The following is a 16,568-nucleotide window of genomic DNA, read 5'->3' on the forward strand; positions in this document are numbered from 1 at the left end:
CCCGGAACCGGAAGGCGCGAACCGCCTTCACAGACAAGCACCGTCGGGCCGGATCAGGGGGCAGACCATTTCCGAACTGGAGGGGACCAGAGGCCCGCGGGCCAACACCATGACTGAAGCAGCGAACGGCAAGGCCCGGACCAGCGCTCGAGAGCGCTCCGCAGGTGAATTCCCCCACTCCCTACCAGGGCTGCGGACGGAGGTAGTCCTGTTCGACAGCTCCGATCAGATGGTCCAGTCCCTTGGCAGTCATGACGAAGCCCTGCGCTTCATTGAGGCCCAGTTTCCGGCTGTCGACTTCCATGTCCGCGGCAACGAGCTCGCCATCAGCGGGCCGGCCGCCGACGTGCCGCGGATCATGCGCCTGCTCAACGAGGTCCGTGGCCTCGTCGCCAGGGGCACCATCATCACACCCGCTGTCCTGCAGCAACTTGTGTCAATGCTCCGGACCCAGTCCCTGCAGAACCCGGTTGAGGTGCTCACTCACAACATCCTTTCGAGCCGCGGCAAAACCATCCGGCCGAAGACGCTGAACCAGAAGAACTATGTTGACGCGATTGACGACAACACGGTGATCTTCGGCATCGGGCCGGCGGGTACCGGCAAGACGTACCTGGCGATGGCGAAGGCCGTCCAGGCGCTGCAGCAAAAGGAAGTCACGCGGATCATCCTGACCCGTCCGGCCGTCGAGGCGGGGGAGCGGCTCGGGTTCCTGCCCGGCACGCTCAGCGACAAGATCGACCCCTACCTGCGGCCGCTCTACGACGCCCTGCACGAAATGATGGACCCCGAATCCATTCCGCGGCTGATAGCGGCCGGGACGATTGAGGTCGCCCCGTTGGCCTACATGCGCGGACGCACGCTCAATGACGCCTTCATCATCCTGGACGAGGCACAGAACACCACTCCGGAGCAGATGAAGATGTTCCTGACCCGCCTGGGCTTCGGCTCCAAGATGGTGGTCACCGGTGACGTCACGCAGGTGGACCTGCCCTTCGGCACCCGGTCCGGGCTCCGGATCGTCGAGGAAATCCTGCAGGGCATCGAAGACGTCAACTTCACTGTCCTGGACGCCTCCGACGTCGTCCGTCACCGCCTGGTCGGCGACATCGTCACCGCCTACAGCGTGTGGGACGAGATCCAGAGGAACCGGGTCAAACATTCCGTTGCCCGTGACAAGCGGGGAGAAGACGCATGAGCATCGAGGTCAACAACGAATCCGGCGTGACGGTCGACGAGGCCGAGCTGGTGCAGCTGTCCCGGTTCATTTTCGAACGCCTCTTCATCCACCCCCAGGCCGAACTGTCCATCCTGCTCGTGGACGAGCCGGCCATGGAAAAGCTGCACATCGAACTGATGGACGAGCCGGGCTCCACCGATGTGCTGTCGGTGCCGATGGATGAGCTGACGCCCGGTACGCCGGACAAGCCCACGCCCCAGGGCATGCTCGGTGACATCGCCATCTGCCCGCAGGTCGCGGAGGTCCAGGCGATGAACGCCGGCCACACCACCCAGGACGAGATGCTGCTGCTCACGACCCACGGCATCCTGCACCTGCTCGGCTTCGATCATGCCGAACCGGAGGAGAAGGAAGAGATGTTCGGTCTCCAGCGCGAACTGCTCTCCGCCTTCACCGGCAAAGACGCCCCGTCAGAGACGATTCAGTGACGCCACTGATCCTCGCCGGAATGGCGCTGGTTTTCCTGAGCTTTGCCGCATTCCTGACCGCGGCCGAATCTGCTTTCAACTACCTGTCCCGGCACGATGCCGAGGCTGCGATCCTGCAGAGCCGCGGCGCCGCGCTGAAGCGCATCATGGCGCAGCCCGTGGCGCACATGCGTGCCCTGCGGTTCTGGCGCATCTGGTTCGATATGGCTTCCGCCGTCGCCGTGACGGTGTTGCTGACCAGCCTGCTCGACAACATCTGGCTCGCGGGGCTGATCGCCACCGGAATCATGGCGCTGCTGGGCTTCGTGATCGTGGGCGTGTCCCCCCGGCAGCTCGGCCGGGTCCACTCGGCCGGCCTGGTCCGCTTCAGCGCGCCCCTGATCCGTTGGCTGTGCTGGGTGCTGGGGCCGATTCCCGGTTGGCTGGTCGCACTGGGCAGCGCCGTGGCCCCCGGGGCACCCGCGGACAACGAGGCGTTCTTCAGCGAAGAGGAATTCCGGGAGCTGGTGGACCGCGCCACCGAATCCGACGTGATCGAGGACAACGAGGCCGAGCTGATCCAGTCCGTCTTCGACTTCGGCGACACCCTGGTCCGCTCGGTCATGGTGCCACGCACCGACATCCTGAGCATCGACTCCGGTTCCAGCCTGCACCGGGCCATGTCGCTGTTCCTGCGGTCCGGCTATTCCCGGATCCCGGTGATCGGCGAGAACACGGACCAGGTCCTTGGCATCGTGTACCTCAAGGATGTGGCCGCGGTCATCCACAACCTTGGCCCGGGCGAGGAGCCCCCGGTTGTTGACGAACTGGCCCGCGAGGTCCGCTACGTGCCGGACTCGAAGCCGGTGAGCGAGCTGCTGCGCGAGCTGCAAAAGGAATCGACGCACGTAGCGATCGTCATCGACGAGTACGGCGGCACCGCCGGACTGGTCACCCTCGAGGACCTCATCGAGGAGATCGTCGGCGAGATCGTCGACGAGTACGACACCGAAAGCGCGGAAGCGGTGGAACTCGGCGACGGAAGCTACCGGGTCAGCGCGCGGATGAGCATCGATGACCTCGGCGAGCTCTTCGACCTGGAGCTCGACGACGACGAAGTGGACACCGTGGGCGGCCTGCTCGCCAAAGCCCTCGGCCGGGTCCCGATCGTCGGCAGCACGGTCGTGGTCCACGGGCTGTCCCTCCGTGCCGACCGGCTCGAGGGCCGGCGGAACCGCGTCAGCCACATCATTGCGGCCGCCGTACTAAAAGAAGAAACTGACCTTGAAGACCTTCTCGACGAGGCCGCACCAATCCAACAGGGAGTCTCACGTGAGCAAGCAGAATAAGTCCGACGCCGAAGCGGCCCATGGCGGCTACCGCGCCGGTTTCGCGGTGCTGGTCGGGCGTCCCAACGCGGGCAAGTCCACCCTCACCAACGCCCTGGTCGGCCAGAAGGTCGCGATTACGTCGGCCAAGCCGCAGACCACGCGCCACACGATCCGCGGCATCGTGCACCGCGAGGACGCGCAGCTGATCCTGGTGGACACGCCGGGCCTGCACCGCCCGCGTACACTGCTGGGGAAGCGGCTGAACGAACTGGTCGCCGACACCCTCGCGGAGGTCGACGCCATCGGCTTCTGCCTGCCCGCCAACGAGAAGATCGGCCCCGGCGACAAGTTCATCGCAGCACAGCTCGCCGCCATCGGGAACAAGCCGGTGATCGCGATTGTGACGAAGGCGGACACCGTGGACCGCCAGGCCCTCACGGAGCAGCTGCTCGCCGTCGCCGCCCTGGGCCGGGAGGTCCTGGGCGAGGACGGCTGGAAGGACATCGTGCCCGTCTCCGCCACCGACGGCTTCCAGGTCGGCACGGTCGCGGACGTGCTGATCGGCCTCATGCCGCCGTCGCCGCCGTTGTACCCGGACGGCCACCTGACGGATGAACCGGAGGCCGTGATGATCGCCGAACTCATCCGGGAGGCCGCGCTGGAAGGCGTCCGCGACGAACTGCCGCACTCCCTGGCCGTCGTCGTCGATGAGATCGTTCCGCGGGAGGGCAGGCCCGAAGACCGGCCGTTCCTCGACGTCCGCGTGAACCTCTACGTGGAGCGCCCTTCCCAGAAGGCCATCATCATCGGCAAGGGCGGTGCCCGGCTCCGCGAGGTCGGCACCACCGCGCGCAAGGGGATCGAGGCGCTGCTCGGCGCCCGCATCTACCTCGATCTGCACGTGAAGGTCGCCAAGGACTGGCAGCGTGACCCGAAGCAGCTCGTAAAGCTCGGGTTCTAGGCGCAGCCCAGAACCCCGGCGGCGCCCGCGCCGCTCCCATGGAGCCCGCCATCGGGGAAATTCCCAGATTCGGACTCTAAAATGGATGAACCCGTTCGTGAAAGTAGGCTCAACTGTGTCCCGACCCCGTGAAGACCGCGCAGGCGGAACCGGATCCCCGGTTCGGTCAGGTTCTGCTGCCCGGCACACGGATGATCCCGCTGTCGGACCGGCACGGCATCTCGGTGCGGCCCGCGGCATGCCCGGCTGGCTGAAAATCGGGACGGCCGTGGTGTCCATCCTTCTGGTTGGTGTCATTGCCTTCGGCGCCTACTGGGCGGTCCGGCTGCAGGGAAACATCAGCAAGGCCGCTCTGGGCGCCGGCGGCGACAAGACTGAAGGCGCGGTGGACAATTCGCGGGACCGGATGCAGATCCTGATTCTCGGGTCCGACACCCGCGACGGGAAGAACTCGCAGTACGGCACGTCGGACGACGCCACCGGCTACGGGCATTCCGACGTCATGATGCTCATGGACATCTCGGCAGACAACAAGCGCGTCAACGTGGTGAGCTTCCCCCGCGACCTGCTGGTGGACATGCCGAAATGCACCGACCAGGAATCCAAGAAGGAATTCCCGGCGCAGAAGAACGTGATGATCAACGCTGCCATGTCCGAGGCGGGCATTGGCTGCGCCGTGGACACGGTCAACAAGCTCACGGGCCTGGAAATCGACCACTTCATGATGGCCGACTTTAACGCGGTCAAGGAACTCTCGAATACCGTGGGCGGTGTGGACGTCTGCATCAGTGACGCCGTCTATGACCCCGATTCGAAGTTGCGGCTCCCCAAGGGAACGTCCAAGGTCCAGGGCGAACAGGCGCTGGCGTTCCTGCGCGCCCGGCACGCCTTCGCCGACGGCGGCGACCTCGGCAGGATCAAGGCCCAGCAGGGCTTCCTGTCCTCCCTGACGCGGAAGATGAAGGATGACGGCACACTGTCGAACCCCGGCAAAATGCTGGAAATCGCCGACGTCGTGACACGGAACCTGACCATTGACGAGGGCATGGCCTCCATTCCGACCCTGCTGACCGTCGGGAACCGGCTGAAGGACATCGACGTCGGCAAGGTCGCGTTCGTGGCGGTGCCGACGGTGCCTGCGGCCAGCGACCCGAACCGCCTGCAGATGGCCGAGCCTGCTGCTTCGCAGCTCTTCGCCGCGATGCGCAAGGACATTGACCTGACGGACCCGAAGGCGACGCCGAGCCCGTCCCCGTCCGCGTCCCCGGATGCGAGTGCCAGCGCCGAGCCGGCCCCGAGCGAGACGGCCGCCGCCTACGACAAGACGCTGCAGCCGGTCACGGTGGCGAACGGATCAGGGACTCCGGCGCGGACCCAGGAAATCATTAAGGCCCTCACCGCCGGTGGCTTCACCCAGCTCGGCCAGCTCGCGGCCAGGCCGGTAGCGGCCACCGCGGTGTACTACGGCACAGGCTTCGCCGACGTGGCCGCCGACGTTGCCGCGGTGCTGGGGATTCCGGCGACGCAGGTGTTGCCGGCCGCCGGCGTCGCCGGCGTCCAGGTCTACCTGGGCAGCGACCTCGTGGGAGGCAACCCGGGCGGGGACGCCCCGGTGGCACTGCCCGAAGACATTGTGAACCAGACCGCCGGCGACGTCGTCTGCCAGCAGGCCAACCCGTACCTGATCACCCGCTGACAGCGCCCGTCAACAATGGACCTGGCAGCGTAAGGCCCGGCAGCGAAGAGCCGCCCAACAAAGAAGGGCCGGCCGCGGGAACTGCTCCCGCGGCCGGCCCTTGTTTGTTACCCCAGAGGGTCTGCTACCAGATGCTGACCCGCTCGGCGGCGGGCATCCACATGCCGTCCTCCTCCGCGGTACCGAAGGCCTCGTGGAAGGCATCGAGGTTCCTGGCGATCTGATTGGTGCGGAACTCGTTGGGGGAGTGCGGATCGGTGGCGAGCCTGCGGATCGCTTCCTCGCTCCGCATGACCTGCCGCCAGCCGGCAGCCCAGGACGCAAAGAAGCGCTGCACCCCGGTCAGGCCGTCCAGGACCGGCGGCTCCTGGCCGTCGAGGCTGATGAGGTAGGCCTTGTACGCGATCGCCAGGCCGCCGAGGTCGCCGATGTTTTCGCCCAGGGTCAGTTTGCCGTTGACGTTGTGTCCCGGTGCCGCTGTGGGGGAGAGCGCATCGAACTGGGCCACCAGCTTGGAGGTCAGCGCCTCGAAGGCGGTGCGGTCGTCCTCCGTCCACCAGTTGCGGAGCAGTCCGCTGCCGTCGTACTGGGAGCCCTGGTCGTCGAAGCCGTGGCCGATTTCGTGGCCGATGACGGCGCCGATGCCGCCATAGTTGACGGCATCGTCGGCGTCGGCGGTGAAGAAGGGCGGCTGCAGGATGGCGGCCGGGAACACGATCTCGTTGAGCAGCGGGTGGTAGTAAGCATTCACCGTCTGCGGTGTCATCAGCCACTTCTCCCGGTCCACCGGCTTGCCCACCTCATCAAGGTGCCGGTCGACGTCGGCGCTGTGCGCGCGCTCCACATTGCCCAGCAGGTCCGACGGATCGATCTCCACGGCGGAGTAGTCGATCCACTTGTCCGGGAAGCCGATCTTGGCCCGGAAGGAATCCAGCTTCTTCAGCGCCTCATGCTTGGTGTCCTCGCCCATCCAGGCCAGGCCCGTGATGGATTCGCGGTAGGCCTCGATCAGGTTTGCGACCAGCGACTCCATGCGCGCCTTGTGGGTTTCCGGGAAGTGCCGGGCAACATAGATCTGGCCGACCGCCTCGCCGAGCGCAGCCTCGACGACGGCGACCCCGCGCTTCCACCGGTCCTTGTTGCGCGGCGTGCCGCTGAGCGTGGTGCCGTAGAAGGCGAAGTTCGCATCGACAAACGCCGCGGACAGGTACGGTGCGGCCGCGCTGATGACCCGCAGGGCCAGCCATTCCTGCCAGGCGGACAGCGGCTCGGAGTCCAGCAGCGACGCCGCCCCGGCAAAGAAGTCCGGGGTGCTTACAACAAGGTCCGCACGCTTCTCCGGTGCGATGCCGGCGGCGTCGAACCATGTGGCGAGCAGCGGGAAGAGCTGCGCCGCATCGTCGGCGGTCTTCAGGTTGTACGTCTTCTGCGGGTCACGCAGCGTGACCTTGTCCCAGTGGTGCGCGGCCAGCGCGGTCTCCAGCGCCACCACCCGCCCCGCCGCTTCCTCCGGGCCGGCGACACCGGCGAGGCCGAAGACCGCCTGCACGTGTTCCTTGTAGGCCTGGACCATCGGCGCGAACTTTTCTTCGCGGTAGTACGACTCATCCGGCAGGCCGAGGCCGCCCTGGCCGGTGTAGAGCAGGATCCGGTCCGGGTTTCCGGCGTCGGGGGCGGGATAGATGTAGAACAGGCCGCCCACGTCCGCGCGGAACAGGCGGCCGGACAGTGCCACGATTTCGGCGGGGGACTCCGTGGCGAAAACCCCGGCGAGCCGCTGCCTGATCGGGTCCAGGCCCTTGGCCTCAACGGCAGCCTCGTCCAGGAAGCTGTTGTAGAGGTCCCCGACCTTCTGCTCGATCCCGGTGGAGTCGGCGCCGCGGGCCGCCGCGTCCTCGATGATCTCCTTCACCGCGAGTTCCGAGCCGTCCCGCAGCGCCGTGAACGTCCCCTCCAGGGGCCGGTCATCCGGAATCTCGGTGTTCTTGAGCCAGGTGCCGTTGACATGCTGGTACAGGTCATCCTGGGGCCGGATGCTGGAGTCGATATTGGACAGGGCGATCCCCGAAAGTGGCACAGATGCTCCTTTGAGAGGCAGCCCGGCGCCGCCTTGTTACGGGTTGCCGGTCTGCATGGTGGACGTTACGGAGGTATGGCTCCTTCATCTTACGCACCCGTGTTACTGTGAAAAGGTGCGCGCAGAACTGCTCCTTCTTAGCTGCCGCGGCGAGGCCTCAGACGCGATCTAGCGCAAGGCCCACCCTCGCTGCGGAGTTTGTGTTGCCCGGCCACCCTTTCACCAAGAATCACAGAAAAGGCCCCGATTGTAATGCGAAACGCACAGAAGCCCTCAGGAATGCCCGTCCACCGTTACGTCCCGTTCCAGGACATCATCACTGTTGAACTGCCGGACCGCACCTGGCCGGACAAGGTCATCACCAAGGCCCCGCGCTGGTGCGCCGTGGACCTGCGTGACGGCAACCAGGCCTTGATCGACCCGATGAGCCCCGCCCGCAAGCTGAAGATGTTCCAGCTGCTGGTCCGTATGGGTTACAAGGAAATCGAGGTCGGTTTCCCCTCCGCCTCGCAGACCGACTTCGACTTCGTCCGGCAGCTGATCGAGGGAAACCACATCCCGGACGACGTCACCATCCAGGTCCTGACCCAGGCCCGCGAGCACCTGATCGAGCGGACCTACGAGTCCCTCGTCGGCGCCAAGCAGGCCATCGTGCACCTGTACAACTCGACGTCGGTCCTGCAGCGCAGGGTCGTCTTCAACCAGGACGAAGACGGCATCCTGGACATCGCCCTGCAGGGCGCGCGGCTGTGCAAGAAGTATGAGGAGACCCTGCAGGATACGCACATCACCTACGAGTACTCGCCGGAATCGTTCACCGGGACCGAGCTGGAGTACGCCGTCCGGGTCTGCAACGCCATCGCCGATGTGTTCGAGGCCTCCGCCGACAGCCAGGTCATCATCAACCTGCCCGCCACGGTGGAAATGGCCACCCCCAACGTCTACGCCGATTCGATCGAGTGGATGAGCCGCAACCTGCACCCGCGGGAGGGCATCATCCTGTCCCTGCACCCGCACAATGACCGCGGCACCGGCGTCGCGGCCGCGGAACTGGGCTACCTGGCGGGCGCGGACCGGATCGAAGGCTGCCTGTTCGGCAACGGCGAGCGGACCGGCAACGTGGACCTGGTGACCCTGGGCCTGAACATGTTCGTTCAGGGCGTCGACCCGATGATCGACTTCTCCGACATCGATGAGGTCCGCCGCACTGTGGAGTACTGCAACCAGCTGCCGGTGGCCGAGCGCGCACCCTACGGCGGAGACCTCGTCTTCACCGCGTTCTCCGGCTCGCACCAGGACGCCATCAAGAAGGGGCTGGAAGCCCTGGAGAAGGACGCTGCCGCCGCAGGCAAGGACATGGCCGACTACCCCTGGCAGGTCCCGTACCTGCCGGTCGACCCGAAGGACCTGGGCCGCAGCTACGAGGCCGTCATCCGGGTCAACTCCCAGTCGGGCAAGGGCGGCGTCGCCTACCTGCTGAAGAACGAGCACAACCTGGACCTGCCGCGCCGCGCGCAGATCGAGTTCTCCGGCGTCATCCAGAAGCAGACCGACACCATGGGCGGCGAAGTCAGCGGCGCCCAGCTGTGGCAGGTCTTCCAGGACGAATACCTGCCCTCCGGTGCGGCCGACGAGCAGTGGGGACGCTACGCCCTGGGCCCGTTCGGCACCGAAACGGACGAAGACGGCTCCATGACACTGCACGCCACGCTCAAGATCGACGGCAGCCAGGTCCACCGCACCGGCACCGGCAACGGTCCGATCGCTGCCCTGCTGAGCATCCTGCGCGAAGACGGCGTCGACGTCCGGGTCCTGGACTACAGCGAACATGCCCTGTCCGAAGGCGGCAGCGCCCTCGCCGCGGCCTACGTCGAATGCGCCGTGGGGGAGCGCGTGCTGTGGGGCGTCGGGATTGACGCCAACACGTCCACGTCCTCGCTCAAGGCCGTCATCTCTGCCGTGAACCGGGCCATCCGGGACGCCCGCGCCTAACCTGTCAGCCGCTGCGCCGCCGGACAATCCGGCGGCGCAGCGCTGTTCCTCCTGAAAGGCAACGTTTCTTCTGATGCAGTGCGAAGATTAACCGTGGCCCAACCATCCTCCTTTTCCTCGCGCGCCTACCGTGACGACGGTGTTGTGCTGCGTACCCACAAGCTGGGCGAGGCGGACCGCATCATCACGATCCTGACCAAGCACCACGGCCAGGTCCGCGCTGTGGCCAAGGGAGTCCGGCGGACGTCCAGCCGTTTCGGCGCCCGCCTCGAGCCCTTTATGGTCGCGGACCTCCAGCTGATTTCCGGCCGCACGTTGGACATCGTCACGCAGGCCGTCGCCAAAGGCGCTTACGGCGGCAACATCGCCGCGGACTACGGCCGCTACACCGTCGCTGCCGCCATGACGGAGACGGCGGAAAAGCTCACCGACGTCGACGGCGAAGCGGGCACCGCCCAGTACAACCTCCTCGTCGGCGCCCTGGCCTCGCTGAGCCGCGGCGACCACACGCCGGAACTGATCCTCGATTCCTACCTGCTGCGCGCCCTCGCCACCGGCGGCTGGGCACCGAGCTTCACCGGCTGCGCCCGCTGCGGGGCAGCCGGGCCGCACACCGCGTTCTCGGCGCCGCTGGGCGGCATGGTGTGCGCGGACTGCCGCCCGCCGGGATCGCCGGCCCCCGCCGCGGAAACAGTCCTTTTGCTCAGTGCGCTGCTGACCGGAGACTGGACGACGGCGGACGCTTCCGTTCCCGTGCACCGACGCGAGGCAGCCGGCCTGGTGGCCAGCTACCTGCAGTGGCATCTGGAACGTGTCCTTAAGTCCCTCAAACATGTGGAGCGAACGTAACTGTGGTGTTGGGTAAGAATGTGGCGTTGGGTAAAAAGAAGAATCCGGTCCGGCAGCGGAGCACCCCCGTGGTGGGCCCTTACCCGCACCCCTCCGGTGCCGTGCCGCCGGCCATCCCGGCGGAGTTCATACCGCGGCACGTCGCGATCGTGATGGACGGCAACGGCCGCTGGGCCAACCAGCGCGGCCTGCCCCGGATCGAGGGCCACAAAGCGGGGGAGCCCGCCCTGCTGGACGTGATGGCGGGCGCGATCGAGCTCGGCATCGAGCACGTGAGTGTCTACGCCTTCTCCACGGAGAACTGGCGCCGTTCGCCCGAGGAAGTGCGCTTCCTGATGGGATTTAACAAGGACGTGCTACGTCGGCAGCGCAACCAGCTCGATGAGTGGGGTGTCCGGATCCGCTGGTCCGGCCGGCGGCCGAGGCTGTGGGGATCGGTGATCCGGGAACTGGAGGAAGCCGAGGACTTCACCCGCGGCAACAGCACCTGCACCCTGAACATGTGTGTTAACTACGGGGGCCGCGCCGAAATCGCCGACGCGGTGTCCGCGATCGCGGAAGAGGTGGCCGCCGGCCGGCTCAAGCCGGGCGCCATCACCGAGAAGACGATCCAGAAATACCTCGACGAGCCGGACCTGCCCGACGTCGACCTGTTCCTGCGCAGCTCCGGCGAGCAGCGGCTGTCCAACTTCATGCTCTGGCAGTCGGCCTACGCCGAGTTCGTCTTCCTGGACACACTGTGGCCCGACGTGGACCGGCGCACCCTGTGGGACGCCGTCGAGATCTATGCGCAGCGGGACCGCCGCTACGGCGGTGCGGTGGACGCCGCTCCCGCCGCCCCCGCCGGCCCGGCCTGACCGGGAGCCGTCTAACGGACCGCCAAACGAGCCGCGCTCAGGCGGTGCCGCCGTCGTCCAGGACATACGCGCGGAGCCATCGGGCCAGCCGGGCATAGGCGTCGGCACGGACCCGCGGGGCGGACAGGAACACATCGTGCAGGGCGCCGTCGATCCGTTCCAGCGTGACGGTGCGGCCGAGGCTGAGGGCGCGCAGGGCGATGGTGTTCACGTCCAGGACCGCGTCGGTGCGGCGCATGGATTCCTTCCAGAACATTCCGGTGGCGCTGGCCCCGGAAATCAGGACGAGGATGGGCACGTCGATGTTCAGTCCCCGCGCCACCCGCGACTGCCCGCTGAGGACCGCGCTGAGCCAGCCGGCCCGGACGGGGAACGCCCGCGGCGGGCGGTAGTTGTCATCCAGCGTCCATTCGCCCTCCGCGGCGCTGCTGACGCTGCGCCAGTAAAAGCCACGTTCGGGCAGCCGGATGACGGCCTCGGGCCAGAACCGCGCAAGCGGCTCCACCATGGTCCGCGCCGCGCGACGCACGGCCGGGCTGCCGTGCATTTCCAGCCAGGGGCTGTCTAGGATCAGCTGCGAGACCATCCCGGTATGCCGGCTGGCCCACAGTGCGGCTATGAGCCCGCCGGTGGAGTGCCCCATCAGCGCCACCGTCGGAGGGTCTTCGGCCCCGGGGTGCAGGGAGGCGATGATGCCAATCGCCCCGGTGATCTCGGCGTCGTAATCGTCAAGGTCGGCAACATAGCCGCCGTGCCCGCCGGCCTGGAGGCTCCGCCCGTGGTTGTGCATGTCCAGGGCGAAGAACGCAAAGCCCTGGCCGGCCCAGAACTCTGCCAGTTCCTCGTTGAAGAAGTAGTCGCTCCAGCCGTGCAGGAACAGGACGGCCCGGCTCCGCCGGCCCCCGGCAAGACCGGCTCCGCCGGCCGCACCCGCTCCGGCGGGAACGTGCCGGACCAGCGTCGCTGTCCGCTCAACGCCGTCGGGACCCGACGCCGGGACGGTGCACGCTTCGAAGCCGGGGCCGAGGATATCGGGTACCCATTCGCTGGTCATGGCTTCATGCTAGCGCCCGGCGCGGAGGCGGGTTTGGTCTGGACCGCCGGAACCGCAAAACTAGAGCCATGCGCGTATATCCAACATTCTTCCGGCTGGCCTTCTCATGGATGGACGCCGAACGCGCCCATAAGATCGGCTTCAGGGCCATCCGGCTCATCCACTCCTGCGGCGCCGGGAGGGTGCTGCAGAAGTTCGCCGCACCCGCGGCGTCCCTGCAGACCCAGGCGTTCGGCCTGACGTTTCCGTCACCGTTCGGACTGGCGGCCGGCTTCGACAAGGAGGGCCACGGTATCGAGGCCCTGACCGAACTTGGCTTCGGCCATGTGGAGGTCGGGACCATTACCGGCCAGGCCCAGCCCGGAAACCCCGCGCCGAGGCTCTTCCGCTTGGTCGAGGACCGGGCCGTGATCAACCGGATGGGCTTCAACAACGACGGGGCCGCCGCCGTGGCGCCCCGGCTGAAGTCCGCCCGGGCGGCCCTGCAGCGCCGCCACCCGGGCGTCCGCCCGGTGATCGGGGTCAACATCGGCAAGAGCAAGGTGGTGGAACTTGAGGACGCGGTGGCCGACTACCTCATCAGCGCCCGCAGCCTGGCACCCGCGGCGGACTACCTGGTGGTCAATGTCAGCTCCCCGAACACCCCCGGCCTGCGGCTGCTCCAGGATGTTGAAACACTCCGCCCGCTGCTGACGGCAGTGGGGGAGGCGGCGGACGCGGCTTCCGGACGCCACGTCCCGCTGCTGGTCAAGATCGCGCCGGACCTCAGTAATGAGGACATCGACGACGTCGCGCGCCTCGCGCTGGACCTGAAACTGGACGGAATCATCGCCACCAACACCACCATCGCCCGCAGCGGCCTCAGCTCCGCCCCGGACAAGGTGGCGGCCTGCGGTGCCGGCGGGCTTTCGGGCGCCCCGCTGAAGCAGCGGTCGCTGGAGGTGCTGGCCCGGCTGAAGGCGGCAACCGGCGGCAAGCTGGCACTGGTCTCGGTGGGCGGCGTGGAAACCGCGCAGGACGTCCAGCAACGGCTCGACGCCGGCGCCACGCTCGTGCAGGGCTACACCGCGTTCCTCTACGAAGGTCCGTTCTGGGCTGCCCACATCAACCGGCTGCTCGCGAAGCACCCGTCCCGGCGCTAATCCGCCAGCCCCGCACGGGCCTCGTCCCGGGACGTGCCCCGAACACCAGGGACGACAAAGCCCCCGGCAGTCCAGCTGCCGGGGGCTCGTTGTTGATCGGAGGAATCAGGCGGGGTATTCGCCGCGCTTGACGAGGGGCTTGGGAAGACGCAGGCGGCGGAACTGCAGGGAGCGCATGGAGCCGTACCAGACGGTGCCGCGCTCCACTTCGCCGAACTTCTCCGTCAGGCGCTTCCGGAGTTTCCGGGAGAGGATGAAGACATCGACGAAGACGGCCAGGAACATCACCCAGAAGCCGCCCAGGACGTAGATCATCTGCTCGCTGGACGCCGGGACGAGGAGTGAGACGACCACGAAGATGAGGGCACCGAACATCAGGTACTCACCGAGGCTGAAGCGGGCGTCCACATAGTCACGGGCGAAGCGCTTCTGCGGTCCTTTGTCCCGCAGCGGCAGGAACTTCTCGTCGCCGGTGTCCATGGCCTGCCGCATCTTCAGCCGCTGCTCCTGGACCGCTGCGCGCTCTGCTGCCTTGGAGGCCTTGCGGTCCTCCGGTACGAGCGGCCGCTTGCGGGCAGCCACCTGGGCGCTGCGCTTGGGCGTGGGCGCGCCCTTGCCGAGGGCAGTGTCGCGGGTTGCCCCGGCCGCCTGCTGGTCAACTATGTCCTGCGCCGATGGCGCTTCCTTTTTACGTCCAAACACCCCTACAGAATACCCCGGGGCGGCGCACGCGAGACCCAGCCCACACGGCGCATGACCCGCCGTGTCAGACTTCAAGGTTTAGGGTGATCCGCGACACGGGTAGTGTTCTGGCCATGACTTCATCACGCGCGGGGAACCCGCAAACCGTTACCGGACAGATCGGAATCGTCGACACCGAGGCGCTCCGCCAGGCCGTCACCGAATCGTTCGACACCACGATCGCCCAGTTGAAAGAGCTCGTCGCCATCCCGGGCATCGCCTGGCCGAGCTTCGACCCCGCCCCGCTGAATGCCAGCGCCGACGCCGTCGCCCGGCTGGTGCGTGCCAGCGGCTTCGACGAGGTCCAGATCCTGCGCTGCGACAAGGAAGACGGGACGCCCGGCGGCCCCGCCGTCGTCGCACGCCGTCCCGCCGCCGAGGGCAAGCCGACGATCCTGCTGTACGCGCACCACGATGTGCAGCCCACCGGAGACCTGGCGCTGTGGGAGACCGAACCGTTCACCGCCGTCGAACGCGACGGCCGCCTCTACGGCCGCGGCGCCGCCGACGACAAGGCCGGCATCCTGGCCCACATCGCCGCCTACGCGGCCGTGACCCGCGTGCTGGGCGATGATCTCGGCCTCGGCGTGACCTTCTTCTTCGAAGGCGAGGAGGAAGCCGGCTCCCCGACGTTCCGCACCTTCCTGGAAACCCACAAGGAGCTGCTGCGCGCCGATGTGATCGTCGTGGCCGACTCCAGCAACTGGAAGGTCGGCATCCCCGCGCTCACCACCAGCCTCCGCGGCCTGGTCGACGGCACCATCGAGGTCAAGGTCCTGGACCACGCCGTCCACTCCGGCATGTTCGGCGGCCCCGTGCTCGACGCGCCAACCCTGCTGTCCCGGCTCATCGCCACCCTCCACGACGACGAGGGCAACGTCGCGATCGCCGGTCTGGTCAGCCGGGACGACGCCACCGTGGACCTCACCGAAGAGGAATACCGCGCCGACGCATCCGTGCTCGACGGCGTCCGGCTCGCCGGCACCGGCACGATCGCCTCGCGGATGTGGACCAAACCGGCCCTGTCGATCATCGGCTTCGATGCACCCGCCGTGGACGTCGCGTCGAACACCCTCCTGCCCCGGGCACGGGCGAAGTTCAGCATGCGGCTCGCTCCCGGCCAGGACCCGGCCGAAGCGATGGATGCCGTCCGCAGGCATGTGGAAGCCAACGCCCCGTTCGGCGCCCACGTGGTCTTCACCCCGGGGGAGAGCGGCAACGCCTACCTCACGGACACCTCCTCCAAGGCCGCCGGCGTCGCGATGTGGGCGCTCGGCGAGGCCTGGGGCGTGCCCGCCGTGGAGACCGGCATCGGCGGCTCCATTCCGTTCATCGCCGACCTGACCGAGCTGTACCCCGACGTGCAGATCCTGGTCACCGGCGTCGAGGATCCCGATTCCCGGGCGCACAGCGCCAACGAATCCCTGCACCTGGGGGACTTCCGGAACGCCATCGTCGCCGAGGCCCTGATGCTGGCCCGGCTGAATGACGAGGGGCTGGGTTAGGCCGGCCGGTCCGGGCCCCCTTCCCGGGGAACACCCAGCCTGCAGGGACGGTTACGTCAGGAGTTAGAGCTACACGGCTGAGCGACGTAGCATGTAGCTATAGCCCGTACCGTACAAGTAGGGGCGGGCGCCGCGGCAGCGGCGCCGCCACCACCGTCGTTAGAAGGTAGGCCATGAGCACTACAACCAATGAAAACAGCACCGAAGCCACCGCCACGGCGGGCGAGGAACTGGCCACGCACGAGGTCAACCTGACCGACGTCGCGGCCGGCAAGGTCCGCAGCCTGCTCGAGCAGGAAGGCCGCACCGATCTGCGCCTCCGCGTGGCCGTGCAGCCCGGCGGTTGCTCCGGCCTGATCTACCAGCTCTACTTCGACGAGAGGCTCCTCGACGGAGACGCCGTCCGCGACTACGACGGTGTTGAAGTTGTTGTCGACAAGATGAGCGTCCCGTACCTCAGCGGCGCCAGCATCGACTTCGAGGACACCATCTCCAAGCAGGGCTTCACGATCGACAATCCGAACGCCGGCGGCTCCTGCGCATGCGGTGATTCCTTCCACTAAGGCCGGGCAATCTGCCCGGCCTTAGTGCCGCAGGATCCATAACGAGCGGACCCGGCAAAAAGGTCCCGACGCACGGCGCGGACATGTGGGCGAAAACTCGCGGGGAGCGGTAAGCTCTACACCGAGTAGTAAAACTTTTCGTGTGCCCAGACC

At 67.3% G+C, this 16,568-nt stretch carries 14 protein-coding genes; 11 read left to right on the plus strand and 3 right to left on the minus strand.

Annotation, left to right across the window (positions count from 1 at the left end):
- Nucleotides 1–109: 109 nt before the first annotated feature.
- The 5 genes from AC1DF4_RS07755 to AC1DF4_RS07775 all read left to right on the plus strand — a co-directional run bounded on the left by AC1DF4_RS07755 (nucleotide 110) and on the right by AC1DF4_RS07775 (nucleotide 5,635).
- Nucleotides 110–1,198 (plus strand): PhoH family protein, encoded by a 1,089-nt coding sequence (locus tag AC1DF4_RS07755; protein WP_476912336.1) that lies wholly within the window; start codon nucleotides 110–112, stop codon nucleotides 1,196–1,198.
- Complete coding sequence (ybeY, locus tag AC1DF4_RS07760; protein ID WP_224046572.1) at nucleotides 1,195–1,668, plus strand: rRNA maturation RNase YbeY; 474 nt, start codon at nucleotides 1,195–1,197, stop codon at nucleotides 1,666–1,668. Before AC1DF4_RS07755 ends, ybeY begins: the two co-directional genes overlap by 4 nt.
- Nucleotides 1,665–2,996 (plus strand): hemolysin family protein, encoded by a 1,332-nt coding sequence (locus AC1DF4_RS07765; RefSeq protein WP_476912337.1) that lies wholly within the window; start codon nucleotides 1,665–1,667, stop codon nucleotides 2,994–2,996. Before ybeY ends, AC1DF4_RS07765 begins: the two co-directional genes overlap by 4 nt.
- A complete protein-coding gene (gene era / locus AC1DF4_RS07770; RefSeq protein ID WP_476912338.1) occupies nucleotides 2,980–3,939 on the plus strand; it encodes a GTPase Era in 960 nt (319 codons plus the stop codon). Before AC1DF4_RS07765 ends, era begins: the two co-directional genes overlap by 17 nt.
- 85 nt (nucleotides 3,940–4,024) lie before the next feature.
- Complete coding sequence (locus tag AC1DF4_RS07775; protein WP_476912339.1) at nucleotides 4,025–5,635, plus strand: LCP family protein; 1,611 nt, start codon at nucleotides 4,025–4,027, stop codon at nucleotides 5,633–5,635.
- Nucleotides 5,636–5,759: 124 nt separating this feature from the next.
- On the opposite strand, the gene AC1DF4_RS07780 is transcribed toward AC1DF4_RS07775, so the two are convergent.
- Nucleotides 5,760–7,712 (minus strand): M13 family metallopeptidase, encoded by a 1,953-nt coding sequence (locus AC1DF4_RS07780; RefSeq protein WP_476912340.1) that lies wholly within the window; start codon nucleotides 7,710–7,712, stop codon nucleotides 5,760–5,762.
- Between the two features lie 252 nt (nucleotides 7,713–7,964).
- Here AC1DF4_RS07780 and leuA point away from each other — a divergent pair, with 252 nt between their 5' ends.
- From leuA to AC1DF4_RS07795, 3 genes are all read left to right on the plus strand, one after another.
- A complete protein-coding gene (leuA, locus tag AC1DF4_RS07785) occupies nucleotides 7,965–9,704 on the plus strand; it encodes a 2-isopropylmalate synthase (RefSeq protein ID WP_476912341.1) in 1,740 nt (579 codons plus the stop codon).
- A gap of 93 nt (nucleotides 9,705–9,797) precedes the next feature.
- Complete coding sequence (gene recO, locus AC1DF4_RS07790) at nucleotides 9,798–10,553, plus strand: DNA repair protein RecO (RefSeq protein WP_476912342.1); 756 nt, start codon at nucleotides 9,798–9,800, stop codon at nucleotides 10,551–10,553.
- A 20-nt stretch (nucleotides 10,554–10,573) separates the two neighbouring features.
- Nucleotides 10,574–11,410 (plus strand): isoprenyl transferase, encoded by an 837-nt coding sequence (locus AC1DF4_RS07795; protein ID WP_476912343.1) that lies wholly within the window; start codon nucleotides 10,574–10,576, stop codon nucleotides 11,408–11,410.
- Between the two features lie 37 nt (nucleotides 11,411–11,447).
- Here the strand turns inward: AC1DF4_RS07795 and AC1DF4_RS07800 are convergent, their stop codons facing one another.
- Nucleotides 11,448–12,464 (minus strand): alpha/beta fold hydrolase, encoded by a 1,017-nt coding sequence (locus AC1DF4_RS07800; protein ID WP_476912344.1) that lies wholly within the window; start codon nucleotides 12,462–12,464, stop codon nucleotides 11,448–11,450.
- 68 nt (nucleotides 12,465–12,532) lie between these two features.
- On the opposite strand from AC1DF4_RS07800, the gene AC1DF4_RS07805 reads away from it, so the two are divergent.
- Nucleotides 12,533–13,606 (plus strand): quinone-dependent dihydroorotate dehydrogenase, encoded by a 1,074-nt coding sequence (locus AC1DF4_RS07805; protein ID WP_476912345.1) that lies wholly within the window; start codon nucleotides 12,533–12,535, stop codon nucleotides 13,604–13,606.
- 105 nt (nucleotides 13,607–13,711) lie between these two features.
- Here the strand turns inward: AC1DF4_RS07805 and AC1DF4_RS07810 are convergent, their stop codons facing one another.
- Nucleotides 13,712–14,308, minus strand: a complete 597-nt coding sequence (locus tag AC1DF4_RS07810) for a DUF3043 domain-containing protein (protein WP_476912346.1) — start codon at nucleotides 14,306–14,308, stop codon at nucleotides 13,712–13,714.
- A gap of 113 nt (nucleotides 14,309–14,421) precedes the next feature.
- Here AC1DF4_RS07810 and AC1DF4_RS07815 point away from each other — a divergent pair, with 113 nt between their 5' ends.
- Both AC1DF4_RS07815 and AC1DF4_RS07820 read left to right on the plus strand, forming a co-directional pair.
- Nucleotides 14,422–15,852, plus strand: coding sequence for a M20/M25/M40 family metallo-hydrolase (locus AC1DF4_RS07815; RefSeq protein ID WP_476912347.1), 1,431 nt, complete (start codon nucleotides 14,422–14,424; stop codon nucleotides 15,850–15,852).
- Nucleotides 15,853–16,025: 173 nt separating this feature from the next.
- On the plus strand, nucleotides 16,026–16,415 hold the full coding sequence (locus tag AC1DF4_RS07820; protein ID WP_476912348.1) for a HesB/IscA family protein: 390 nt from the start codon (nucleotides 16,026–16,028) through the stop codon (nucleotides 16,413–16,415).
- The last annotated feature ends 153 nt before the right edge of the window (nucleotides 16,416–16,568 follow it).

This window comes from Arthrobacter sp. 05N429 (assembly GCF_056397045.1).